The sequence below is a fragment of the Streptomyces mayteni genome (assembly GCF_054783955.1).
The window spans coordinates 1-23,942 of sequence record NZ_BAAGPR010000097.1 but is presented as its reverse complement, the minus strand read 5'-3'; the positions used below and the strand labels follow the sequence as shown (position 1 = coordinate 23,942).

Below are 23,942 nucleotides of genomic sequence, written 5' to 3'. Positions count from 1 at the left end.
CCGCCCGTATGTGCGGTTACGCCGGATTCCGGCGGCGGCGGGGGCGTGCCTCCTCGGGGACGACCAGCGGGGCATGGGTGACGGGGTCGGGGATGATCCGGCAGGGGACGCCGAAGACGTCGCGGACCAGCTCGGCGGTGATGGTCTCCGCCGGGCTGCCGTTGGCGACGACGCGGCCGTCGCGCATCGCGACGATGCGGTCGGCGTAGCGGCAGGCGTGGTTGAGGTCGTGCAGGACCGCGACGATGGTCTTGCCGTGGTCGTCGATCAGCTCCCGGCAGAGGTCGAGGATCTCCAACTGGTGGGCGAGGTCGAGATAGGTGGTCGGCTCGTCGAGGAGCAGGATGTCGGTCTCCTGCGCCAGCGCCATGGCGATCCAGACGCGCTGCCGCTGGCCGCCGGAGAGCTCGGCGACGGCGCGGTCGGCGAGGGCCATGGTGTCGGTGCGTTCCAACGCCCGGGTGACGGCGGCCTCGTCCTCGGCCGACCACTGTCGCAGCAGGCCCTGGTGCGGGAAGCGGCCGCGGGCGACCAGGTCGCCCGCGGTGATGTCGTCGGGCGCGGTCGCGGACTGCGGCAGCAGGGCGACCCTCCTGGCGAACGCCTTGGGGGCGAGGTCGCCGATCCTGGCCCCGTCCAGGGTGACCTGGCCGGCGTCGGGGCGGAGCACCCGGCCGTAGGCGCGGAGCAGCGTCGACTTGCCGCAGGCGTTCGGGCCGACGATGACGGTCATCGCGCCTGGCTCGACGGTCACGGACAGGTCGGTCAGGATGGGGCCGCTCGCCCCCGGGTAGGTCAGGGAGACGCGCTCGGCGGCCAGCGCCCGGTCCAGCGCCCGGTCCAGCGCCCGGTTCATGGCGGTGCCCCGCCTCAGCCGAGGGTGGCTTCGAGTTCGGACAGGATGCCGCGGGCAGCGGTGGGGCCGACGTTGAGGTAGAAGACGTCGTCGTCCACGGAGACCGTCTGGCCGGCGTCGACCGCGGCGAGGGTCGGCCAGAGCGACTGGGAGGTGATCTCGCTCTCGTCGCCGCCCTGCACGCCGTAGAAGATCCAGTCGCCGTCGGCCTCGTCGAGGCGTTCGCTGCTGATGTCCACCGAGGTCTCGTCGGTGAACCGCTGGGTCTCGGGGCGGGCGAGGCCGCTGTCCTCGGCGACGGAGCCGCTGAACGACGCGACGCCGAACACCCGCATCCGGTCGCCGTTCCTGCGGAGGAAGGACACGGTCGGGTCGTCGGTGACGGTCTCGCCGAAGGCGGCGGCATCGGCGTGGTAGTCGTCCAGCCAGGACTGTGCCTGCTCGGTGCGGCCGAGGGCGTCGGCGAGCAGCAGGAGGTCCTGCTTCCAGTAGAGGCCGGTGCCCTGGGTGGCGACGGTGGGGGCCACGGCGCTGAGGGCGGCGTACAGCGTCTCGGCCTCCTTGCCCGCGTTGTTCATGAGGATCAGGTCGGGTTCGAGGTTGGCGATGGTCTCGATGTCCGGTTCGACGCGGCCGCCCACGTATGTGGTCTCGGCGAGCGCGTCGGCCTGTTCCGGGTAGGCGGCCGCCAGGTACGGCGGGATCATCTCCGCGCCGTCGCCGGAAGTCGAGCCGACGGGGACGACGCCGAGCGTGAGCAGCGCGTCGGCCTGGCCGGTGGAGATGACGACCACCCGCTCGGGCTCGGCCTCCAGCGTCGTCTCGCCCTGGAAGTGGGCGACGGTGCGCGGGAAGACGCCGTCCGGCTGGCCGCTGCCCTTGCCCTCGGGCATCGTTCGGGGAGTCGTGTACCGGGCCGACTCCCCCGAGGCCGCGCCGGCAGGTTCCGGGGAACCGGCGGGGTCGGCGGAGGTCTCGGAGCCGCACCCGGACAGGGCGAGCACCGTGAGGAGCGATGCCGCCCCAAGGGTGGCAGATCGAACGAAATTGCGTATCACGAGAGGTGAGCTTAGCCTTACCTAAGTGACCATGGAAACGGCGGGCCTCCGGGCGCCGACCAGCGCGCCGGGGGCGGACGTCGTGCCCACCGGCCGCCGCCCGCACCGCCGTCGAAGGACCGCCCTCGTCGTCGCCGTGGGGCTCGCCCTGCTCGCCGCGCTGTGCCTGGCCAGCCTGACCGTCGGCGCGCGGGGGCTGACGGTCGGCGACGTCTGGCAGGGTCTCACCCACCCGGGCGACGAGTCGCGCGCCTCGATCATCGTCTGGGAACTGCGGATGCCGCGCACCGCGCTGGCGCTGGTGGTCGGCTGCGCGCTGGCCGTGGCCGGCGTCCTGATGCAGGCCCTCACCCGCAACCCACTGGCGGAACCTGGACTGCTCGGGGTCAACTCGGGCGCCTCGCTGGCGGTCGTCACCGCGATCACGCTCTTCGGCGCGACCACCATCGACCGCTACGTCTGGTTCGCCCTGCTCGGCTCCGCCCTCACCGCCGCCTTCGTCTACGTGGTCAGCGTGCGCCGCACCCACCGGAGCGACCAGGCCAGACTCGTGCTCGCGGGCGCGGCGTTGAGCGCCAGCCTCGGCGCCTGCACCGGCATCGTCACCATGTTCCACACCAGCACCTTCAGCTCCTACCGGTTCTGGGTGATCGGCTCGGTCGCCGACCGCGGCGGCGAGGTGGTCGGCCGGATCGCGCCCTTCGTGGCGGTCGGCCTGCTGCTCGCACTGCTCTCCGGGCCGGCCCTCAACGCGCTGGTGCTCGGCGACGAGCAGGCCACCGCGCTCGGCGCGCGGCTGCCGCTCGTGCGGGCCCTCGCCTTCGCCTCGATCACCCTGCTGTGCGGCGCGGCCACGGCGGCCGCCGGTCCCATCGCCTTCGTCGGGCTCGTCGTCCCGCACGTGCTGCGCCGGCTCGTCGGCGTCGAACAACGCCTGCTGCTCGTGCTGTCGGCGCTCGCCGGCCCGGCGCTGCTGCTCGCCGCCGACATCGTGGGACGGGTGGTCGCCCGCCCTGGCGAGCTGGAGGTCGGCATCGTCACCGCCTTCGTCGGCGCGCCCGCGCTGCTCGCGCTCCTGCTCTCGCGGAGGACCGCGTGACCACCACCACCCGACGTTCCGTCCCGACCGGCTTCGCCCCGAGCGGCTTCGTCCCGGCCGGCCACCTCCGCTGCCGCCTGCCGGGGAACCGCTCGCTCCTCGTCCACCGGCACTCGGCGGTCACCGTCGCCGTGGCGGCCGCCCTCGCCCTGCTCGTCGCCGCGTTCACGGTGCTGACCGGCGCCTACGAGATCACGCCGGGCGGCGTCGTCTCCACGTTCTTCGGCGGCGGCTCGGACACCGACCGGTTCATCGTGCTCGACCAGCGGCTGCCGCGCGCCGTCGCCGCGCTGCTCGTCGGCGTCGCGCTGGGCGGCTGCGGCGCCGTCTTCCAGAGCGTGGCGCGCAACCCGCTCGGCAGCCCGGACATCGTCGGCTTCACCACGGGCGCCGCCAGCGGCGGCCTCGTGATGATCCTCGTCGTCGGCTCGGCCGGCAGCCAGTCGATCCTGGTCGGCACCGTCGCCGGCGGCGCCCTGGCCGCCGTCACCGTGGTGCTGTTCACACTGCGCCGCGGGCTCGGCGGCGACCGGCTCGTGCTCTCCGGCATCGCCGTCGGGGCGATGCTCGCCGCGCTCAACGACTACCTCATCAGCCGGGCGCCGATCGAGGCCGCCGAGACCGCCAAGGCCTGGCAGTACGGCAGCCTCAACGCGATCGGCTGGCGCCCCGTCGTCCCGCTGGCCCTGGCGCTCGCCCTGGCCGTCCCCGTGACGCTCGCCCTGGCCCGCTCGCTGCGCGCGCTGGAACTCGGCGACGACGCGGCGGCCGGCATCGGCCTCGGCGTCACGGCGACCCGCGTCACCGCGCTGGCGGTCGGCGTCTTCCTGGCCGGCGCGGCCATCGCGACGGCCGGTCCGATCGGCTTCCTGGCCCTGGCCGCCCCCCAGTTGGCCGGCCGGCTGAGCCGGGCCCCCGGCATCGCGCTCGGCCCCTCGATGGCGGTCGGAGCGCTGCTCCTCACCGTCGCCGACCTGCTGGCGCAACGCCTCCTGAGCCCCTTCCAGATCCCGGTCGGCCTCCTCACCGCGGCGGTCGGCGGCGCCTACCTCGTCTGGCTCCTCACCCGCGCTCCACGCCGCGCGGGCGCGAACGGCGCGCGCTGACGCCGGTCACCGCGGTCTCCTCCCCCGCCAGGGGGAGCCCCGGAATGGGTCGCGTCGGCGATGCCCGGCGCCGCCCGCGTCGTGATGATCGACGGCATGCGTTCACCCTTCGTCTTCGTCACCGCCCCGCTGCTGGTCGTCGCCTACGGGCTCATCCGTCTCCTCGACGGCCTGGACGGCGAGCGCGGCCCCGGCCTCGCCTGGACCACCGGACATCTCGCCTTCCTCGCCGCCCTGCTCCTCTTCGTGCCCCTGCTGTGGGAGCTCAGGCGGCGGGCGGGCGACGGCCGGTTCGCCACCGTCACCGCCGTCGTCGCGTGGGTCGGCATCGGCTGCTCCCTGGCCCAGATCTCCGTCGACCTGGTCGTCGGCGCGCTGGCCGCCGACCACGACGACATGCGGGCCAGGTTCACCGACTTCCACAACCGGCCCGGGGTCGACCTCGTCGTCTACGAGGCCGGTCCCGTGCTGTTCTACCTCGGCCTGGTCGTCCTCATGTGGCGGCTCGTGGCGGCCCGCGCCGTCCCGGCGTGGCGGGCGGCGGCCGTGACGCTCGCGGTGTGCGTCGCGCCGACGAACCTGGACCTGCTGCCGGTCGTCGGCCTGTTGCTGCTCCTCGGCCTGGCCCCGCTCCCCCGGCGCCCCGCCCCCACCCCCGCCAGCGTCTGAGCCCGCCCGCGTCCGCGTCCGCCCCCAGGTGGGAGAATCCACGTCCGTGTCCGCTCTGCCCGCCTTTCCCCGGCTCCGCCGCTCGCTCGACTCCCGCTGGTCGGACGCGGGACTCGCCGTCCTGGTCGCCGTCGCCCAGACCGCGCCGCTGCTGTTCACACACAGCGACACCGGGCGGCCCTGGCACTGGTGGGGCTACGTCGTCACGGTCGGCGCCTCGCTTCCCCTCGTGCTCCGCCGCCGCTCGCCCGTGGCGGTGCTGCTGGTCTGCGGGGGCTTCTCCAGCCTCTACGACCTGGTGGCACCGCTCGCGCCCCAACCACTGTGGTACGGCGTCCTGATCGCCCTGCACGGGGTGGCGGCCACCGCGTCGCCGCGGGTGCGGCTGGCGATCTTCGCGGCGATGTGCGGGGCCGGACTGCTCACCGTCGGCTCGCCGGACACCGCGACCCGCGGCATCGTGCTGTACGTCGCCGCGTACGCGCTCGGCCGCGCCTCGGCCGGCGCCCACGCCCAGACCACCATGCTCGCGGAACGCGCCCTGCGCCTGGAGCGTGAGCGCCAGGCGCACGAGGAGCGCGCGGCCGAGCGCGAACGCGCCAGGATCGCGCGGGACATGCACGACGTCCTCGCGCACTCGATCAGCCTCATGATCGTCCAGGCCGAGGCGGGCCCGGTGGTGCTGGACAGCGAACCGGCCCGCGCCGAGGCGGCGTTCGGGGCGATCGCCGGCACCGGCCGGGACGCCCTCGACCAGCTGCGGCGGATGCTGGCCGTGCTCCGCGAGCCGGACGGCGAGCGCGGGCCGCGACCGACCGTCCACGACCTGCCGGCGCTGGCCGGGCAGGTCGCGTCGACCGGCCTCGACGTGCGGTTCGACGTCGAGGGCGAGCCGCGTGGCGCGGTGCCCGCCGACTGCGGGGTGGCCGCCTACCGGATCGTCCAGGAGGCGCTGACCAACGTCGTCAAGCACGCCCGCGCGAGCCGGGCCGAGGTGCGGCTGCGCTGGCGCGAAGAGGGCCTGGAGCTCCGCGTCCTGGACGACGGCGTCTCCGTGGCCGGCGCCGGCCTGAACTCCGGCGGCAACGGCCTGATCGGCGTCCGGGAGCGGGCCGCCGCCTGCGGTGGCACGGCGACGGCCGGCCCGCGGGCGGACGGCCGACCCGGCTTCGAGGTGCGAGCGCTCCTCCCGCTGCCGGCACCGGACCCGGTGGCGGACACGGTGGCGGTGCCCGCATGACCATCCGGGTGGTGGTCGCCGACGACCAGGAGTTGGTCCGAGCCGGCTTCGCCATGATCCTGACCGCGCAGCCGGACATCGAGGTCGTCGCCGAGGCAGGCAACGGCTTCGAGGCGGTCGGCGCCGCCCGCGCGCACCGCCCCGACGTCGTCCTCCTCGACATCCGGATGCCGGGCATGGACGGCCTGGAGGCGGCCCGGATCATCTGCGCCGAGACCGACAGCCGGGTCATCATGCTGACCACCTACGGCCAGGACGACTACCTCTTCGCCGCGCTCCGCGCCGGCGCGAGCGGCTTCCTCCTCAAGGACGTGCGGCGCGACGACCTGGTGCACGCCGTCCGGGCCGTGGTGGCCGGCGAGTCCCTGCTCGCCCCCTCCGTCACCCGCGCCCTGATCGCCGCCTTCACCTCGGGCGCCGCCCTTCCGCCGCCCCGCACCGAACTGCTGACCCCGCTCACCGCCCGCGAACGCGAGACCCTGCGGCTGCTCGGCCGCGGCCTGACCAACGGTGAGATCGCCGCGGCGCTGGTGGTGAGCGAGCACACCGTGAAGACGCACGTCAGCAACGTGCTCACCAAGCTGGGGCTCCGCGACCGCGTCCAGGCCGTGATCGCCGCCTACGAGACCGGCCAGGTCACGCCGGGCGGCTTCACGACCTGACATCCCTGGACCGGCCTCGGACCGGCCTCGGCTCAGATGCGGGAGAGCACTCCGCAGTCGCCGTCGCCCGTCAGCTCCTCGCTGCGGTCGTAGGGGTCACGCTCCGGGCCGGTCGGCCCGGGGTTGGTGAGCAGTTGCGAGTCGAAGAGCGGGTTGAGGAACCCGTCGGTGACCGCGCAGTCGTCGTTGCCCAGGTCGACGGACCACTCGTAGAGCCACAGCGTGCCGGGCGTGCTCTGCCACCGCTCGTGGTCGAGCACCTGGAAGTCGATCACGCGCCGCACCACGGCCCGCGTCACCTCCTCCGTGCCGTCGGTGGATATCAGCGGGTAGACGAAGGTGTAGTCCAGGTTCAGCATGGCGCTGCCGTCCCCGAACTCGGTGACCTCCGTGCGCCCCCGCACCTTCACGACGCCGTCGAGCACCGTCGCGTGATCGTCGTGGAACCGGGTGAACAGGGTCGTCGCGTCGTACTCCTGGCTGGGCTCGTCCAACGACCGCGCCACGTAGTCGGCGATGTCGTCGGAACCCGGGTCGAGAACGGCGAGCCCCTCCTCGGGCACCGCCCCGGCCAGCACCTCGGGGTCGAGGTTGGTCCCGATCAGGAACTCCCTGGCCAGGCCGAGGGCTTCGGCCATCCGCTCCTCGGAGATGAGGCCGACCGGCTCGGCCGCCGGCATCTCGATGCCGTCCGCGCCCTCCGCCCACTCCCGCGCCGGCGACCCGGCGAACGGGTCGTCGACGGTAGGCCGGTCAGGCAGCGACTCCTCAGGCGGCGGGGCCGCCGGCCGCTCCGTCTCCACCGGCAGCGTCGCCACGGCCGCCGGCTCCCCGCCCCCCAGGCCCGGGAGTCGGTCCGTCAGCAGCGAGGGCCGCACGGCGAGCACGGCCACCACCAGCGTGACGGCCCCGGCCACCCACCCGGCCCACGGCCGCCCCTCCCGTCTTCGCCACCCGTCGGGCGCACCCCGGTAATCCTCGTTCCAGCCTGTCCGCACGCCGCTCTTCCCCTCTGTCGATGCGCTGACTCCCCTCGTCCGCGCACGACTCGGCAGCACGGCACGGAACGATGAGGACACGCGCCAGCGCCGCGGCGGGCGTCACCGACGCCCGCCGGACCGGTCAGCTGGTCCGCGTGAGCGAGATCCTAGGCACACCCACTGACAACACCCTCACCACGAACCCCCCGCGCTTGTGTCAGGCGGCGTTCGAGGGGGCGGATCGCCAGGCTCGCGGTCAGGGCCAGGCAGCCGACGACCGCCCAGGGCAGCACGCGGTGCACGCCGTACAGGACGCCGAAGAGGGCGGGTGTCACCATGTCGGCCGCGGCGAACGAGTACTGGAACGCGGCCAGATAGGTGCCTCGGGTCCGCTCCGGCGCCACGTCGGCGGAGAGCGCGTTGGCGGCCGGCCCGTGGGTCATCTCGGCGGCGCCCCACAGCAGCATCGCGAGCGCCAGGTAGCCGACCAGCAGCGGGCCGGGCGGGAGCAGCACCGCGAGCGCCGCGGCCGCGCACCAGGCCGCCCACAGCACGCCGCCCAGGGCCATCGCGCCGCCCCGGGAAGTGCGGCGTCGGACGCGGCGGCTGACCGTGGCGGTGCCGGTGGCCACGGCCACCGTGGTGATCGTGAGGAAGACGCCGACTGCCCAACCCGGCGCCTGTAGCCCGCGGATCACGTAGACCGGGACCGCCACGGCGAGGAAGACCGTGCAGATGTTGAAGAGGACGTTCACGCCGATCAGCGCCAGATAGGGCCGGTCGCGCAGCAGCCGCCGTACGCCGTCGGCTGGTTGGTCGTCGGGTTCGCCGGCCGGGCGGCGGCCGGCGCGGACGAACAGAGCGACGGTCGCCGCCGCGAGGACGAAGGAGATCACGTTGGCCAGCACCATCCCCCGGTACGCGTCCTGCGAGGCGAGCGCCAGCAGAACGCCGGTGAGCACGGTGCCGGCGCCGGTGCCGGCCGCCCTGATCATGCCGGCCCTGGCGAACCACTCGTCCCTGGCCTCGCCCTCCGCCTGCGCGGAGATCAGCGCGAAGACCGACGACCAGTTGATCCGTAGCCCGACCGACTCGACCAGCGCCGCGAGGAGCAGCGACACCGGCCCCGAGACCTCCAGGTACAGGAGGAACCCGGCGGCCTGCGTCAACTGCCCGGCGATCACCAGGGGTCGCGGCCCGACCCGGTCCACGATCCGCCCGACGAGCAGCGGCAGCAGGAGCGAGCAGGCGGTGGCGGCCGTCAGCAACAGGCCGACGCCGGCCTCCGACAGGTCCGTGACGGTGAGGAAGTAGACCATGGAGAGCGGGAGATAGAGCCCGGTGCCGACCGCGTCGACGGCCAGCGCCACGGGTATCGCCCAGCCGGCGCCGTCACGCGCGCGCCGGTGTCAACGGGGTTTCCCGGTCAGGCGGCGGGCCCGTCGGGAAGCGCCCCGAGCTGGCGGAGTTGGGCGAGGACGTCGACCACCCCCCAGATCTCGGCGACCCGGCCGTCGACGAAGCGGAAGACGAACATCTCGCCGTAGCTGACCGTGCGGCCGGTGGGCGGCAGGCCCCGGTACTCGCCCCGGTGGGTGCCGGAGACCGTGTTCCGGATGGCGACCCGGTCGCCCTCGGCGATCACGTCCTCCACCCTGACCTGGAGGTCGGGGAAGGCGCGGAGCAGCGTCTCCCACACCTGCGCGAGTGCCCGCGGGCCGGTCTCGCGCATGGGCACGGGGGCGTGGAACAGCACGTCGGGGGCGATGACCTCGTCGATCATCTCCTTGATGGCCGTCAGGTCGCCGCTGTTCACGGTGTGGTGCAAGCGGTTGAGCATGGCCCGGTTGCTCGCCGCCTGGGAGGTCGTCATGAGGGCTCCTTCGCCGTCGTCGTCATACCTCTACGACGTCGCAGGGCCCCCGGATGTGACATGCCCGCCGTCAGTTCCCGCCCCAGGTCCACTCCCCCGCCGCGGCGAGGCGGTCGAGGAGTGGTTCCCAGGGGGTGGGGTCGAGGGTGGCGGCGGCGGGCCAGGTGGGTTCGGCGGCGGTGTCGCCCATGACGGCGACGACGCTGCCCCGGGTGCCGGCCCGGTGGAGGCGGGCGGCAAGGTGGCAGGCGGCCCAGAGGGTGGTGCCGGTGGCGGGGCCCGCGGGGATGCCGGCGGTGGTGTGGAGCCAGCGGAGGGCGGCGAGTCCCGCGGCGTCGGGCACGGGGATGACGAGGTCGACTTCGGCGAGCGGAAAGCCGGGTTCGACGCGGGGCCGGCCGATGCCGGGGACGCGGGACGGCAGGCCGGTGCCGTAGTCGGCGCAGTCGCTCGCCCAGCCGGGGAAGTAGGCGGAGTTCTCGGGGTCGGCGACGGCGAGGCGGGTGCCGGGGCCACGGAGGCGGGCGAGGGTGGCCGCGGTGGCACCGGTGGCGGCGCCGGTGACCAGCCAGCCGGGCGCGCCGAGTTGGGCCCGGATCTCGTCGGCGACGGTCGGCCAGGGGAAGGCCGCGAGGGCGGGGGCCGCGTCGGTGAAGTGGTCGAGGAGGTGACCGCCGAGGCGGTCGGCGAGTTCGCGGCCCTCCCGCTGGATGCCGGCCGGCGGGCCCTCGGCCGACCGGCAGCGGCCGCCGGCCGCCTCGACCCGGGCCCGGAGCGCCGGCGGGGTCCTCGCCGGGACCAGGGCGGTGAGGGGGAGGTCGAGCAGCGTGGCGAGGTGGGCGGCGGCGACGGCGAAGGCGCCGCCGGTGGCGGCGACGAGCGGCGTGCCGGGGCCGACGGCGCCGGTGGTGACGGCGTGGTGGATCATCGCGTGCGCCTGGCGGTACTTGAGGCCACCGGCGGGGAGCGCGGACTCGTCCTTGAGGTGGACGTCGACGCCCGGGAGGCCGGGGAGTGGGACGGACCGCAGCGGGGTGGGGGACGTCGGAGCGGCGTCGGCGCGGAGGCTCCGTATCGCCTGGGATGACCACATGGCGTCACATGGTAGATCGGGGCCCCGGACGCGGGCCGGCCCCGCGCGGCCGGGGGCCGGGCGGGGCCGGGGGCGCCGGGAGGGCGCTCAGTGAGGCTTGATCACGTTGAAGGAACAGGCGGTGTAGTTCTTCTCGGTGCCTCGGTTGGCGACGATGTCCGCCCACGTCTGGCCGTACACGTTGCAGAAGTCGAAGCGGGTGAAGTCGAGGGCGACGACGGCGTCGGCGGAGGCCGTGGTGGTGATGGCGGCGGAGCCGAAGATCGAGGCGGTGATGGCGGCGACGGCCAGCGCGGAACGGATACGCACGAGCATTCCTCCCGGAGAGGGGCGTTTGGGACTCCCTGCAATCTGCATGATCCGCGGGGCGTGTCCGGTGCCCGACATGCGGGGTTGCCCCCAACGGCGGAGGAGGAGTTCGCCGAGTGGAGCCGTCAGCCGGTGTCGGCTGGCCGGACGGCGGAGACGGTCAGCAGGCCGACGTCCGCGGCGGTGCAGCCGGTGAGCCCCTCGTGGGCCACGAAGAGGGCGGACCGCTGGTCGGGCGGGTAGATCCGCAGGCCGCGGGCGGCCACCGGGCCGCACTCGTCCGCTGGGTGGTTCATGGCCTGGGTGACCCGCAGCTCGGCGGTCGCGGCGGCGCCGGGGGCGAGTTCGACGCGCACCGGGTCGCCGGCGGACGGGTCGCGCTCGGCGGGGCTGCCGAGCTGGTCGCCCGCGTCGCCGGCGACCAGCGAGACGCCTGGGTAGCCGGTCATGGCGCAGGTCGCGTCGCCGACGTTGGTGAGGGTGAGCGTCAGGTACGTCGAGCCGGCGGCGCCCTCGGTGGCGGCGACGGCGGGGTCGAGTCGCTCGGACTCGCAGAGCGGCGGGGTGTCGCGGCCGCCGTCGGGGTGCGTGGTGCCCGGCGCCTGGCTCGGCGAGGTGGGTCCTGTCGACTGGCCGGGCAGGGTGCTGCCGCTCGGGCGCTCGGCGGCCAGCGCCCGGTCGCCGCCGGAGCCGCCGTCGGGTACCAGCACGGCCGCGGTGAGGCCGGCGCCGGCGAGGCAGGCGACGGTGGCGGTGCTCACGGCGAGCAGCCGGCGGCGCCTGCGGGCCACGGCGCGGCGGCGGACGGCGTGGAACTGGCCGGGCGGCGGGGCGAGTCGGCGGGTGGGGGCGGCGAAGGCGTGGGCGATGTCGGCCGGTTCCTGGTCGCCGCCCGGGGCGGCGGGCGGTTCATGTGGTGAGGTCATGGAGTCCCCTCAGGGCGGTCCGCAGTCGTTGTCGGGCCTTGTGGAGGTCGCTCTTGACGGTGCCCGGCCGGCGGCGCAGCGCGGTGGCGATCTCGTCGACGGGCAGGCCGGCGTAGTAGTGGAGCAGCACGGGCACGCGGAGTCGGTCGGGCAGCGACTCGACGAGGGCGCGCACGTCGACCCCCTGGTCGGCGGCGGGCGAGTGCTCCTCGCGCGGGTCGAGGCGGCGGGTGGCGTGGCGTTCCCGGTCGCGGTGCCGCCAGTGGTCCTTGACCAGGTTGGCGGCGATGCCGAACAGGTAGGACTCGGGGTTGTCCACGGTCGTCCACCGGGACCAGAGGCGGGTGAACGCCTCGGAGGCGATGTCGTGGGCGACCTCGTCGCCGTCCACCAGGCCGCGGCACCAGCCGGCGAGCCGCGGGTAGACCGCTTCGAACAGCGCCTCGGCCTCCTGGTCCCCGCTCACTCGACACTCACTCGACGCTCACTACGTTCGTTCCGCCGTTCGTTCCGCCGCTCGTCCGGTTGCTCGTTCGTTCGGCCGTTGCTCGCCGGCACCGTCGTGTGCCGCCGAGGTCAGCCGGCGGCGGTCACCACCGTCTCCCAGCCGCCGGTCGGTGCCTGGCCGACGCCCAGGGTCCGCAGGTTGGTCAGCACCTGCTCGGACTGCGCGTCCAGCCAGTCGCACAGCTGGCGGAACGAGACGAAGCGCACCTCGTCGTAGGTGGCCATCTCGCGCAGCGAGTCCTCGACGGCGTCCATGTAGATGCCGCCGTTCCACTGTTCGAAATGGTTGCCGACGAAGAGCGGCGCCCGGTTCGAAGTGTAGGCCCGTTCGAATCCGCCGAGGAATGCCCCGGTGGCCTGCTGCCGCCAGGTCTCGAACTGGGCCGGGTCGCCCTGGGTGGTGTCGCCCGACTGGTTGGCCAGCATGCTGTAGTCCATGGAGAGGACCTCGAAGCCGTGGCCGGGGAACGGCAGCGTCTGGAGCGGGAAGTCCCACAGGCCCTCGCGGCGTTCCGGCCAGACCTGGAGCCCGCCGGGCGAGCTGGCGTCGTAGCGCCAGCCGAGTTCGGCGGCGACGGGCAGCAGGTTCTCCTGGCCGAGCAGCCCTGGGGTGCGGCCGCCGATCAGCTCGGTCTCGTAGTCGAAGGGCAGCGGGTCGAGGTCGTCGAAGCCGGTGTTGGTGCGCCACTCGGTGACGAACGCCTTGGCCTGGGCTATCTCGTCGCGCCAGTCGTCGGCCGTCCAGTTGCCCACCGAGCCGTCGCCGGCGAGGAAGTGGCCGTTGAAGTGGGTGCCGATCTCGTGGCCTTCGAGCCAGGCCGCGCGCAACTGCTGGAGGGTGTCGCGGATGTGGGCGTCGGTGAGGTAGCCGATGTCGGAGGCGCCCGGCGCGTTGCGGGGCGGTAGGTAGCGCTCCTGCTGGGCTTCGGGGAGCAGGTAGAGGGCGGAGAGGAAGAAGGTCATGGCGGCGCCGAGTTCGCCGGCGAGCTCGCGGAAGCGCGGGAAGAGGCCGTCGTCGAGGGCGGCGGCGCCGTCCCAGGAGACGACGACGAACTGCGGGGGGCGTTCGCCGGCCTCCAACGGGCGTGCGGGGTCCGGCTGGTGGGGCTGGGGGCCGGTGTCGGCGGTGGAGCCGTCGCCGATCAGTCTCGGGTTGTCGACGCTGGGTCCCTGGCCCGGGTCGGGACCGCACATGGGGAGCGTGTCGCCGCACGGCACGGGCTCCGCGGCGCCCAGGGACTTGGCGGGGCTGGCGACGGCGGAGTAGACGCCGGCGCCGAGCAGCGCGGCGGCGCCGAAGCCGAGGAGGCCGCGGCGGGTCAGGCGGCTCTCGGCGTGCCTGGCGCTGGGGTGCTGGCGGTCGTGAGGGCTCACGGCGGCTCGCTCTCTGTGAGTCGTACGGGCTTACGGGCTGGGTCGTACGGGCGGCGGCTTGGATCGCCGACATCTGGTGGACTGGTTCACGGGCGCCCCGGTTGTCACAGCCGTGCAACAGCGCGCCGGGCGCGCGATCAAACGCTCCGTTGTCCGCCCCTGGGCGTCGCCCTAGCGTTGATGACGCTCCGTCGGGGCGGCGGAGATCAGGTGCGTGCGGCGGTGGGGGTGCGGTCTGCGATGCGGCCTTCCGACTGGAGTCCGGTCGACCTGGACTCCGATCCGACGCCGGGCGACCCCGAGGAGGTCAGGGAGCTGGCGGACGGCCTCCAGGCGTTCGCGGACGACGTGGGCGAGGCGTTGGGCCGGATCCGCGCGATGGCGGACGACCGGGCCGTGCTGGAGTGGGCGGGGCGCTCGGCCGACGCGTTCCGGGCCGAGTTCGACGGGGTGCCTGGCAACCTGGAGAAGCTCCAGACCTCCTACGACCTGGCGGCGCGGGCGCTGCGGGATTACTGGCCGCGGCTGGAGAGCGCGCAGGGCATGGCCGACCGGGCGCTGGAGCGCGCGATCGCCGCGCAGGCCGATCTGGCGTCGGCCCAGGGCGGGTTGTCGGACGCGGAGGGCTGGGTCGAGCGGGCGGCGGCCGAGTCGACCAGGCTGCAGGAGGCGGGCGAGCGGGAGGGCGTCGAGCCGCCCGACGAGGCGGAGGTCCGGGCGGCGGCCCGGGACGCCGGCGCGGCCCGGGAGGCCGCGGGCGCGGCCCAGGGCCGGGTCGACGAGGCGTCGGGCAGCCTGGACGCGGCCCGCCAACTGGCCCGCGAGGCCCGGGAGTTGCGCGAGGACGCGGCCCGGGAGTGCGCCCAGGGCATCGACGAGGCGTCCGACGCCGGCATCCAGAACCGCAGCTGGTGGGAGAACCTGGTCCGCTGGGTCTCGGACGCCTGGGACACCCTCGTCGCCATCTGCAAGGTCGTGGTGGCCGTGCTCGGCGTCATCGCCATGATCATCGGCGGCCCGCTCGCCCTGATCGTGCTCGCCGCCGCCGTCGTCGTCCTCGCCGACACCCTCATCAAGTTCGCGCGCGGCGAGGCGTCACTGCTCGACGTGGCGTTCGCCGCGCTGGAGTGCGTCCCCGGCATGCGCGGCCTCACCACCCTCGGCGGGCTCGCCAGGGGGATCCGTTCGCTGGCCAGCACCGGGCTGCACGGGCTGCGGCAGGGACTGCGCGGCCTCGGCCAGGGCATCCGGCGGATGGGGCGGGGCGGCGACACCCTGGTCTGTCGGACGGACCCGGTCGACATGGCCACCGGCGAACTCGTGATGGACGCCGTCGACGTCGAACTCCCCGGCGTACTGCCACTGGTGCTCCGCCGCCACCACCGCAGCGGCCTCCGCGAGGGCACCTGGTTCGGGCCGTCCTGGGCCTCGACGCTCGACCAGCGGCTGCTGCTCGACTCGGGCGGCGCCCGGCTGGTCACCGAGGACGGCATGGTCCTCGACTACCCGCGGCCGATCCCGGGCGAGGCGATACTGCCCGTCGAGGGCCCGCGCTGGGCGCTGACCTGGAACGGCGAGCCGGACACGCCGATCGCCGTGCAGCGGCGCGACACCGGCCACACCCTGTACTTCGCGCCGGTGCCCGGCCGGCCGGGAGCCGAACTGCCGCTGGTCGCGCTCGGCGACCGGAACGGCAACCGGATCCGGATCGGCTACGACCGGGGCGGCGCCCCGCACGACATCGTGCACGACGGCGGCTACCACATCGGCGTCACCACCGCCGGGAGCCGGATCACCGAACTCCGGCTGCTCAACGACCCCGAGGCGCCGACGCTGCTGCGCTACGGCTACGACGAGCGCGGCGACCTGGCCGAGATCCGCGACTCGTCAGGGCAGCCGCAGCTGCTGCGCCACGACGAGCGGCACCGGCTGGCCGGCTGGGAGGACAGGAACGGCACCTGGTACCGGTACGAGTACGACGCGGCCGGCCGGTGCGTCGCCACCGAGGGCGCCGGCGGCTTCCTCGGCAGCGTCATCGACTACGACGCCGAGGCGTACCGCACCCGGTTCACCGACTCCCTGGGCCACACCACCGTCTACGAGTTCAACGACAGCTACCAACTGGTCGCCGAGACCGACCCGCTCGGCCACACCACCCACCGCGCCTGGGACCGCTACGACCGGCTCACCTCCCTCACCGACCCGCTCGGGCACACCACCCACCTGGAGTGGAGCGTCGAGGGCGACCTCACCCGGGTCCGCCTCCCCAACGGCACCGAGTCGTCGGCCGGCTTCACCGAGCACGGCCTGCCGTTCGAGCTGACCGACCACGACGGCGCGGTCTGGCTCCAGGAGTGGGACGAGCGCGGCAACTGCGTGCGGCTGACCGACCCGGAGGGCGCGGTCACCCGCTTCGCCTACGACGCGTTCGGCGCCCTCACCGAGCTCACCGACGCGGCGGGCGCCGGCTGGCACTTCGGCAACAACCGGGCCGGGCAGCCGACCTCGGCCGTCGATCCGGTGGGCGCCACGACCCGCTACGGCTACGACGCGTTCGGCAACGCCGCCACCGTCACCAACCCCCTCGGCGGGATCACCCGGGTCACCTGGACGGTGGAGGGCCTGCCGGCCACCAGGACGGAGCCGGACGGCGCCACCGAGTCCTGGACGTACGACGGCGAGGGCAACTGCCTCACCCACACCGACCCGCTCGGCCAGGTCACCCGCCTCGCCTACACCCACTTCGACCAGCTCACCGCCCGCACCACGCCGGACGGCGCGCACCACGCCTACCGCTACGACACCGAGCTGCGCCTCACGGGCGTCACCGACCCCAGGGGCCTGACCTGGGAGTACGCCTACGACGCGGCCGGCCGGCCGACCACCGAGACCGACTACGACGGGCGGGTCGTCCGCTATGCGCACGACCCGCTCGGCCGACCGCTGCGCCGGGTCAACGCCCTCGGTCAGACGGTGGAGTTCACCTATGACGCCGCCGGATTCCGGATCGCCAAGACGGTGGACGGCGTCACCACCGACTTCGCCAACGACCCGGCGGGCCGGCTGCTGCGGGCCACCGGGCCCGACGCCGTGCTCACCGTGGGCTACGACCGGCTCGGGCGGGTCACCGCGGAGGCGGTCGACGGCCGCGCCCTCACCACCGGCTACGACGCCGTGGGCCGCCCCGTCCGCCGCACCACCCCGGCCGGCGCCACCACCGAGTACGCCTACGACCGGGCCGGGCGGCGCACCGCGCTCACCGCGGCCGGCCACACCCTGACGTCCGGCTACGACGCCGCGGGCCAGGAGATCAGCCGCCGGCTCGGCGCCGCCGGCGCGCTCCTCGGCCTCACCCACGACCCGGCGGGCCGGCTCAGCCGGCTGTCGCTCACCGTGCCGGGCGGCGCCGAGCCGGCCTGGCGGCGCGACTACGAGTACCGCGCCGACGGCCTGCCGACCGCGCTCGACCAACCGGCGGGCGGCCGCCGCACCTTCACGCTGGACGGCGCGGGCCGCGTCACCGGCGTCGAGGCCGGGGGCTGGCGCGAGTCCTACGCCTACGACGCGGCCGGCAACCCGACCAGCGCCGACTGGCCGGCGCGGCGGCCGGCGGCCGAGGCCAGGGGCGAGCGTGCCTACACCGGCAACCGGCTGACCCGCGCCGGCGCCGTCCGCTACATGTTCGACGCGGCCGGCCGGGTGGTGGTGCGGCGCCGCACCCGGCTCTCCCGCAAGCCCGAGGTCTGGCGCTACGAGTGGGACGCCGAGGACCGGCTGACCGCCGTCACCACCCCCGACGGCACCCGCTGGCGCTACCGCTACGACCCGCTCGGCCGCCGGGTCGCCAAGCAGCGGCTCGCGGCCGACAGGGAGTCCGTGGCCGACGGGGAGTTCGTCGCCGAGGAGACCCGCTTCACCTGGGACGGCCCGCACCTGGTCGAACAGACCACGGTCGTCACCGGCGTGCCGGGCGAGACCACCCTCACCTGGGAGCGCGACGACACGGTGCCGCTCGCCCAGACCGAGCGCCGCACCGCGGCCGACGCGCCGCAGGGCGTCGTCGACCAGCGGTTCTACGCCATCGTCAGCGACCTGATCGGCACCCCCACCGAACTCGTCGACGAGAACGGCGAGACGGCGTGGCGCGCCGACGCCACCCTCTGGGGCCTGACCCGCGCCCGGCCCGAGGGCGCCACCACGGACACCCCGCTGCGCTTCCCCGGCCAGTACTTCGACCCGGAGACCGAGCTCCACTACAACTGCTTCCGGCACTACGACCCGGCGGCCGCCCGCTACCTCTCCCCCGACCCGCTCGGCCTGGACGCCGGGCCCGACCCGCACGCCTACGTCGTCAACCCGCTGCTCTGGCTCGACTACCTCGGACTGCTGACCTGTGCCCAGAACGCCAGGCTGCTCCGGCGCAACATGCGGTTCGAGGGGCGCGGGCCCCGTCCCGGGCAGTCCGCGGCGCACATCGTGCCGTCCGGCACCAGGCGCGGGGGCGCCGCCAACACCCGGGCGCTGCTGCGGCAGTACCGGATCAACATCAACGACGCCGCCAACGGCATCCCGCTCGGCCATCCGCGCCCGCACAACTTCACGCACCGCGACGTCTACCTGCAGCGCCTCGGCACCCACCTCTCCGACCTGGTCGCGGACCGGGTGGCCCGCGGTTTCGGGCAGCGGGCCATCCGCCGCGCGCTCCGCGCCGAGCTGCGCGTCATCGGCCGGGAGATCCAGTGGGAACTGCGCACCGGCCGGCCGTCGGCCAACGCATACTGGACGGCGCCATGACCTCGGACGCCCCCCACACCTCCCACGCCCCCCACACCTCCCGCGCCGTCTACCGGCCGCTGCCCGCGCTGCGCGAGATCCGCACGCTGTCCCTGGACCACTCGCTGGTCAGGCTCAAGCGCTGGCAGATCACCGGCAAGCCGACCGAACGCCCCACCGGCTTCGGGGCCGAGTGGGGCGGCGACCCCGACTGGCCGGCGGCCGGCTTCCCCTCCGGCTATCCGGGCGCCCCGATCCTCACCCCACCGCTGATCGCGGCGCTCGGCGCGGACCGGCTCGCGGCGGCCGGCGAGCTGCTGCCGGTGCGCGTCGAGGGCGCGGAGCCCGGCGCCTACCAGCTGCTCCTCGTGGAGCCCGTCGTGGACTGCCTGGACGCCCGGCACTCCTCGAAGCCGAAGCGGGTCACCGGGCATGTCAAGCAGGCGGTGTTCCGGCCCGAGGCGCTGCCGGCCGAGCTGCCGGCGTTCCGGATCCCGCAGTACCCGACCGCCGTCTACTGGAACGGCTGGGCCACCCGGCGCCTTGGCGAGGTGGTGGGCGCCGATCTGGAGGCGCGGCTCGTCTGGTCGGAGGACCCGGCGCTGGTGCCGCACCGCGACCCGATGTGGCTGTGACCCCGCCCAGGTGACGCCGCACACGTCTCACCCACCGGTCGTGTCGCCACCGCCCAACTCGTTGCGATGCGAACTATTGTCGTACCGACGCCGGTTGTGGCAGAGAGCCCGTCAGCTTTGCTGGGAGGGAACGTGACACGTCCGTCCGACTGGAGCCCGGTCGACACGGACTCGGATCCGACGCCGGGTGATCCCGACGAAGTTCGATTACTGGCCGACGAGTTACAGACGTTCGCGGACGACGTCGGCGAGGCACTCGGCCGGGTCCGTGGCATGGCGGACGACCGGGCCGTGCTCGACTGGGCCGGCCTCTCGGCGGACGTGTTCCGCACCGAGTTCGACGGGGTGCCTGGCAGGAGGAGATGTGGTGCCGCTCGACGATCAGCGGCAGCACGCCGGGGAGTTCGACGTCCGTGGCCGACATCAACAGCTCACCGGTGGGCCGGGAGATCTCCCGCGTCCTCGACACCGTGGGCCTCACCCCGCAGCCCAACCCCTACACCTACGTCGCCAACCCGCACACCTTCGCGGACCCGCTCGGCCTGGCGGCCCACGACCTGCGGATCTTCGGCAGCCGGTTCTCCGGGCGGCACAACCAGGCCGCCACCTCGCTGCAACCCAGCTTCTGGCGGCGGCTCTTCAGGCGGCCGCACCACATCGAGGAGGGCCACGGCTTCTCCGGCGTCTACAACCCGGCCACCCGCCAGTTGGAGGCGCGGCTGAGCAGTGGCCCCCGCGCCCTGGTCGACCGCTTCGGCGGGCACGGGCAGATCAACCGGGACCTGTTCGGCGACTCCTCGGAGGCGGTGGGCTTCGTCGCCATCATCAGGCGCAACGGCATCGAGATGCGGTGGAACTCGGCGAGCGTCAACAGGCGCAACTTCGGCGACCGCGCCGCCCCCCAGCACCTCAGGCCCGAGATCACCCAGGCCATCCAGGACCTCACCGGGCGCACCGTACTGTGAGGGGCATGTGGAAGCGGACCCTGCGGATCGGCGGGCTGGTCGTCCCGCCGCCCCTCACCGAGCTGATCAGGTCGGGGCGGTGGGTCCCGCCACGGGACGACCGGGTGCTCGCCGAGGTGTTCGGCGAGGCTCCGGAACAGCCCGAGTTCTACGGCAGGGCCATGCTGGTCAGGCAGAACACCTCGTGGCAGGCGCTGCCAGCGGACCAGGTGGCGGGGATCGACACGGCGCGGACGATCGTGATCGGCGACCTGGGCCCCGACATGCCGTTCGTGCTGGACTACCGGACGTCCCCCGACGACCCCCGAGTGCTCTACCTGGGGGGCCCGGGGGACTTCCGCTGGCGGCAGGTCGCCGCGAACGTCGGGGAGTTGATCGACCGGCTCTGTCCGGGGTGAGCGTCCCGGTGCCGGTTCTCAGTCGCCGAGTACGTGCCCCAGCAGGACGGCCGCCAGGTCGGGCGCGAAGCCGGCGGGGTTGCTGAGGGCGAGGGTGTTGGCGCCGCGCCGCAGCGTCACCGGGACGGCCAGGGACCGGAAGTCGGACCACGAGTAGGTGGTGCGGAACGTCAGCCGGCGAGGCGGTCCCCCGTCGACGCGGAGGTCCGCGGTGCGGGAGATCACGTCGGCGTTGTAGTCGTGGTCGCCCGGGCCGCGGTCGTCGTTGGCGTAGTGCAGGAACAGCAGGTGCCGGCCGGCGCGCGGCGCGTCGACCGTCCAGCGCGCCTCGGTGTCGGGGCCGCCGAGCCAGCCGAGGCGGCCGCCGACGTGCCTGGCCTGGCCGGTGAGGGCGGCCGCGCCCGCCGCGTAGCTGGCGATACCCGCGGTGTCGCCTTCCCCGGCCACGTCGAGGGAGCGCACGGCGGCGCGGCCGGTGGCGGTGATCCGGTTGTTCCCGGCCTGGAGGAGGACCCGCAGCGGCCGGTCGGGGGCCGCGGTGAGCGTGGCGCCGTGCAGTTCCAGGGCGAGCGGGCCGCCGATGTGCCGGGCGGTCAGCGTGTAGTAGGCGTCGCACGGCGCGAAGACGTCGAAGACGATGCCGTCGGCCTCGCCCAGTACCAGCGCGCCGGTGCCGGTACCGGCCGAACTGCCGTACTCGTGGCGGGGGTTGCCGAGGGCTTCCGCGAGGGTGGCCGGGTAGCGGGCCTGCGGGGTGGCGGCCTGCGAGAGGACGATCCGGTCCAGGGCGAGCGCGCCGGTCTCGCGGGCCAGGGTCAGGGTGTGGTCGCCGGCGGTCAGGTGGCGCCGGAGGGTCAGGACGCCGCGGTAGGCGTCGTTGAGGGTGGCGGGGAAGTCGGCGGCGGCCGGCGCGCCGTCGTCCACGGCGAGCGTCCAACGGGCCGGCCCGCCCGACTGGTTGCCGTAGTGGACGGCGATGTCGTGGTCGCCGGTGGCGGGCACGGAGACGGCGAACGCGACGCGGCTCTCCGGCCGGTCGAGCTCGGCGACGTCGCGGGTGCCGGAGGCGGCGTAGCCGTTGTCGTTCCCGACCGTGCCCAGGGTGCGGATCCGGCCGGCGGTGACGGCGGCGTCCTCCGCCTCGTGCGAGGCGCGCCAGGGCACCGTGGGCCGGTCGGGAGTACCGGAGCCGGCCGGGGTGAGGACGATCCGGTAGGCCGACATCCGGTCCATGCCGCGCAGCGGGACGGTGACGGTGCCGGCCGCGGTGATCGGGGCGATCGCGCCGGCCAGCACGGCGGGCGCGGGGTGCGCGCCCTCGTAGCCCGACCAGGTGGCCTCGGCGACGGTGTAGGCGACGGCCGTGCCGAAGACGGCGGACGGCACCGAGCGGAAGACGACGTCGGCGTCGCCGTCCGCGCCGCCGACCAGGGCGTGCGCCTGGCGCCGCGCGGGGTCGAGCGAGGCGAGCCCCTGGAGGGTGTCGACGGCGTCGGGGGTCGGCGGGGTGACGCGGCAGGTGTCGCCGGACATCGAGGCGTACCAGCGGAAGAACCACCAGCCGCCGTTGGGGGTGTTGGTGTCGACGACGTTGCCGTCGAGGTTGCCTGCCATGTCCCAGTAGGCCTGCTGGGCCCGGACCTTGGCGCGCTCGAACATGGCGACCCACTGGACGAGCTGTCCCGGCACCGAGAGGTCGCGGCGGTTGCCGTACTCGTCGATGTCGACCGGCAGCGGGCCGATCCCCAACTCCCGTTCCAGCGCCCGGTAGTGGGCGTGGTTGCCAGGGAAGTCGCGGAGCGAGGACGCGGACAGCTCGTGCCAGGTGGTGACGTCGGGCAGCACGCCGTGGTCGCGGGCGTGGGCGTAGAACTCGGGGAGGAAACGACGGTCGTAGCGGGCCTCGTTGGGTCCGGCGATCCTGATGCCGGGCGCGAGGGCGCGGATCCGGCGGTGGACGGTGGTCCAGTCGGCGAGGAAGCGGTCGCGGTTCTCGGCGTAGCGGGCGGCGTCGGGGGTGTCGAGGTGGTACCAGATCTGGTCGGGCTCGTTGAACGGCACCAGCACGAACGCGTCGGCGCGCGGGTGTTCGGCGACCCGGCGGGTGATGTCGTCGACCCGGCCGAGGTAGTCGGCCAGGCCGAGGTCCTCGTAGGGCCAGTGCGCGTAGACGTCCTGCATCATCACGTAGACGTCGCGGCCGCCGTTGCGGAGGAAGGACTCCGCGACGGTGAGGGCGTCGCCGTTGGGGTGCTGCCGGCCGCCCTCCGGCTTCTGGGTGATGCCGGAGAGCCGGAGCGGGGCGAGCACGGCGTCGCCTGGCACGCCGTCGTCGCTCAGGCCGTAGAGGGCGCCGTTGGCACCGTGCAGGACGGCGCCCTCGGGCGCTCCGAGGTCGACGCTGATCCTGGGCATGCGGGTGGTTCCTTCCGGGACGACGGGCCGGGCCCGCTACTTGACGGCTCCGCTGGTGATGCCGGAGACGATCCGCCGCTGGGCGACCAGGAACACGGCGATCATCGGCAGGCTCATCAACACCACGTAGGCGAAGATGAGATGCCAGTTGTTGAGGTAGAGCTGCGCGCTGGCGACCTGGTAGAGGTTGATGGGCAGGGTGGCGGCGTCGCCGCCGCCGAGCACGAAGAAGGCGTAGAAGACGTCGCTCCAGGCGTAGAGCATCACCATGATGGTGGCGGTGGCGATCACCGGCCGAAGCAGCGGCAGGACGACGCGGACGAAGACGCGCAGCGGCCCGGCGCCGTCGATCCTGGCGGCCTCCTCCAACTCGTGGGGGATGGACCGGATGAAACCGGTCATGAAGAAGATCGACGTGGACAGGTACATGGCCGTGTACACGGCGATCATCCCGGGCCTGGTGCCGGCGAGGCCGAGTTGGCGCAGTTGCAGCACGATGGTGATGATCGCGGGCGGGAGCAGCAGCCCGCTGACGCAGACCGCGTAGGCGGCCGCCACCAGCCGGCCGCGCCGCCGTGCGAACACCCAGGCGGCGCCGGCGCCGAGCACCAACACGAGCAGCACGGCCGGCACGATCACCAGCAGGCTGTTGACCAGCCCGCGCAGCATCTCCCCCTCGCTGAGCGCGTCGGCGTAGTTCCGCCCCGGCTGCCAGGCATCCGGCGGATCGAGATTGGGCCTGACGGCCTCCGCCTGCGGCTTCGCCGAGGTGACCAACACCAGCCACAACGGCACCCCGACGGCGACCGCCGCCAGCACGACGACCACGACGGGCCGCACCCACCGCCAAACCCTGGCCGGGCGGGCCTTCCCGCCGTCCTGGGCCGCACCGTGCCGGGCGGCTCGCCCGGTCCGCCGCCCCGCCGTCACGCCCCGCCTCCGGCGGGGCGCGGGGCGCCTCCGGCGAGGCGTACGGTCCCTGCGGCCGGGGGCCACGGCCGGCC

Annotated in this window: 22 protein-coding genes; 9 read left to right on the top strand and 13 right to left on the bottom strand. The window is 74.3% G+C overall.

Annotated features, from left to right (window positions below; genetic code table 11):
- Nucleotides 1-16: 16 nt before the first annotated feature.
- Both ACYVPE_RS30890 and ACYVPE_RS30885 read right to left on the bottom strand, forming a co-directional pair.
- The gene (locus tag ACYVPE_RS30890) at nt 17-856 is read right to left on the bottom strand and encodes an ABC transporter ATP-binding protein (RefSeq protein ID WP_461037064.1); all 840 of its coding nucleotides are present in this window, start codon (nt 854-856) and stop codon (nt 17-19) included.
- Nucleotides 857-870: 14 nt separating this feature from the next.
- Nucleotides 871-1,749, bottom strand: a complete 879-nt coding sequence (locus ACYVPE_RS30885; protein WP_461037063.1) for an ABC transporter substrate-binding protein — start codon at nt 1,747-1,749, stop codon at nt 871-873.
- Between the two features lie 196 nt (nt 1,750-1,945).
- On the opposite strand from ACYVPE_RS30885, the gene ACYVPE_RS30880 reads away from it, so the two are divergent.
- The 5 genes from ACYVPE_RS30880 to ACYVPE_RS30860 all read left to right on the top strand — a co-directional run bounded on the left by ACYVPE_RS30880 (nt 1,946) and on the right by ACYVPE_RS30860 (nt 6,690).
- A complete protein-coding gene (locus tag ACYVPE_RS30880) occupies nt 1,946-3,013 on the top strand; it encodes a FecCD family ABC transporter permease (RefSeq protein WP_461037072.1) in 1,068 nt (355 codons plus the stop codon).
- Nucleotides 3,010-4,119, top strand: a complete 1,110-nt coding sequence (locus ACYVPE_RS30875; RefSeq protein ID WP_461037062.1) for a FecCD family ABC transporter permease — start codon at nt 3,010-3,012, stop codon at nt 4,117-4,119. Before ACYVPE_RS30880 ends, ACYVPE_RS30875 begins: the two co-directional genes overlap by 4 nt.
- A 96-nt stretch (nt 4,120-4,215) precedes the next feature.
- A complete protein-coding gene (locus ACYVPE_RS30870) occupies nt 4,216-4,788 on the top strand; it encodes a hypothetical protein (protein WP_461037061.1) in 573 nt (190 codons plus the stop codon).
- 46 nt (nt 4,789-4,834) lie between these two features.
- Nucleotides 4,835-6,028 (top strand): sensor histidine kinase, encoded by a 1,194-nt coding sequence (locus ACYVPE_RS30865; protein WP_461037060.1) that lies wholly within the window; start codon nt 4,835-4,837, stop codon nt 6,026-6,028.
- Nucleotides 6,025-6,690: a response regulator gene (locus ACYVPE_RS30860; protein WP_461037059.1), complete on the top strand. Its 666-nt coding sequence runs from the start codon at nt 6,025-6,027 to the stop codon at nt 6,688-6,690. Before ACYVPE_RS30865 ends, ACYVPE_RS30860 begins: the two co-directional genes overlap by 4 nt.
- Nucleotides 6,691-6,722: 32 nt before the next feature.
- On the opposite strand, the gene ACYVPE_RS30855 is transcribed toward ACYVPE_RS30860, so the two are convergent.
- From ACYVPE_RS30855 to ACYVPE_RS30820, 8 genes are all read right to left on the bottom strand, one after another.
- A complete protein-coding gene (locus tag ACYVPE_RS30855; protein ID WP_461037058.1) occupies nt 6,723-7,607 on the bottom strand; it encodes a hypothetical protein in 885 nt (294 codons plus the stop codon).
- Nucleotides 7,608-7,837: 230 nt separating this feature from the next.
- The gene (locus tag ACYVPE_RS30850; RefSeq protein ID WP_461037057.1) at nt 7,838-9,040 is read right to left on the bottom strand and encodes an MFS transporter; all 1,203 of its coding nucleotides are present in this window, start codon (nt 9,038-9,040) and stop codon (nt 7,838-7,840) included.
- A gap of 56 nt (nt 9,041-9,096) precedes the next feature.
- A complete protein-coding gene (locus ACYVPE_RS30845) occupies nt 9,097-9,543 on the bottom strand; it encodes an ester cyclase (RefSeq protein WP_461037056.1) in 447 nt (148 codons plus the stop codon).
- A 70-nt stretch (nt 9,544-9,613) separates the two neighbouring features.
- Nucleotides 9,614-10,636, bottom strand: a complete 1,023-nt coding sequence (locus tag ACYVPE_RS30840) for a pyridoxal-phosphate dependent enzyme (protein ID WP_461037055.1) — start codon at nt 10,634-10,636, stop codon at nt 9,614-9,616.
- Nucleotides 10,637-10,723: 87 nt separating this feature from the next.
- Entirely contained in the window at nt 10,724-10,945 is a 222-nt protein-coding gene (locus ACYVPE_RS30835; protein WP_461037054.1) for a hypothetical protein, read from the bottom strand.
- A gap of 125 nt (nt 10,946-11,070) precedes the next feature.
- Complete coding sequence (locus ACYVPE_RS30830; RefSeq protein ID WP_461037053.1) at nt 11,071-11,871, bottom strand: DUF4232 domain-containing protein; 801 nt, start codon at nt 11,869-11,871, stop codon at nt 11,071-11,073.
- Entirely contained in the window at nt 11,855-12,337 is a 483-nt protein-coding gene (locus ACYVPE_RS30825) for an RNA polymerase sigma factor (protein WP_461037052.1), read from the bottom strand. The genes ACYVPE_RS30830 and ACYVPE_RS30825 overlap by 17 nt, the downstream gene beginning before the upstream one ends.
- Nucleotides 12,338-12,447: 110 nt before the next feature.
- Nucleotides 12,448-13,752: a polysaccharide deacetylase family protein gene (locus tag ACYVPE_RS30820; RefSeq protein WP_461037051.1), complete on the bottom strand. Its 1,305-nt coding sequence runs from the start codon at nt 13,750-13,752 to the stop codon at nt 12,448-12,450.
- 240 nt (nt 13,753-13,992) lie between these two features.
- Between ACYVPE_RS30820 and ACYVPE_RS30815 the strand changes: the two genes are divergently transcribed.
- A complete protein-coding gene (locus ACYVPE_RS30815) occupies nt 13,993-18,546 on the top strand; it encodes a DUF6531 domain-containing protein (protein ID WP_461037050.1) in 4,554 nt (1,517 codons plus the stop codon).
- Entirely contained in the window at nt 18,543-19,160 is a 618-nt protein-coding gene (locus ACYVPE_RS30810; RefSeq protein WP_461037049.1) for a hypothetical protein, read from the top strand. The genes ACYVPE_RS30815 and ACYVPE_RS30810 overlap by 4 nt, the downstream gene beginning before the upstream one ends.
- A 73-nt stretch (nt 19,161-19,233) precedes the next feature.
- On the opposite strand, the gene ACYVPE_RS30805 is transcribed toward ACYVPE_RS30810, so the two are convergent.
- Nucleotides 19,234-19,584 carry a hypothetical protein gene (locus tag ACYVPE_RS30805; RefSeq protein ID WP_461037048.1) on the bottom strand — a complete coding sequence of 117 codons (351 nt, stop codon included), beginning with the start codon at nt 19,582-19,584 and terminating at the stop codon, nt 19,234-19,236.
- On the opposite strand from ACYVPE_RS30805, the gene ACYVPE_RS30800 reads away from it, so the two are divergent.
- Complete coding sequence (locus tag ACYVPE_RS30800; RefSeq protein WP_461037047.1) at nt 19,574-20,125, top strand: RHS repeat-associated core domain-containing protein; 552 nt, start codon at nt 19,574-19,576, stop codon at nt 20,123-20,125. The two genes, ACYVPE_RS30805 and ACYVPE_RS30800, sit on opposite strands and share 11 nt — an antisense overlap.
- 5 nt (nt 20,126-20,130) lie before the next feature.
- Entirely contained in the window at nt 20,131-20,523 is a 393-nt protein-coding gene (locus ACYVPE_RS30795) for an SMI1/KNR4 family protein (RefSeq protein WP_461037046.1), read from the top strand.
- A gap of 18 nt (nt 20,524-20,541) precedes the next feature.
- On the opposite strand, the gene ACYVPE_RS30790 is transcribed toward ACYVPE_RS30795, so the two are convergent.
- Together ACYVPE_RS30790 and ACYVPE_RS30785 are read right to left on the bottom strand one after the other, a co-directional pair.
- Nucleotides 20,542-22,938 (bottom strand): CBM35 domain-containing protein, encoded by a 2,397-nt coding sequence (locus tag ACYVPE_RS30790; RefSeq protein ID WP_461037045.1) that lies wholly within the window; start codon nt 22,936-22,938, stop codon nt 20,542-20,544.
- Nucleotides 22,939-22,974: 36 nt separating this feature from the next.
- Nucleotides 22,975-23,778 carry a carbohydrate ABC transporter permease gene (locus ACYVPE_RS30785; protein WP_461037044.1) on the bottom strand — a complete coding sequence of 268 codons (804 nt, stop codon included), beginning with the start codon at nt 23,776-23,778 and terminating at the stop codon, nt 22,975-22,977.
- Between the last annotated feature and the right edge of the window lie 164 nt (nt 23,779-23,942).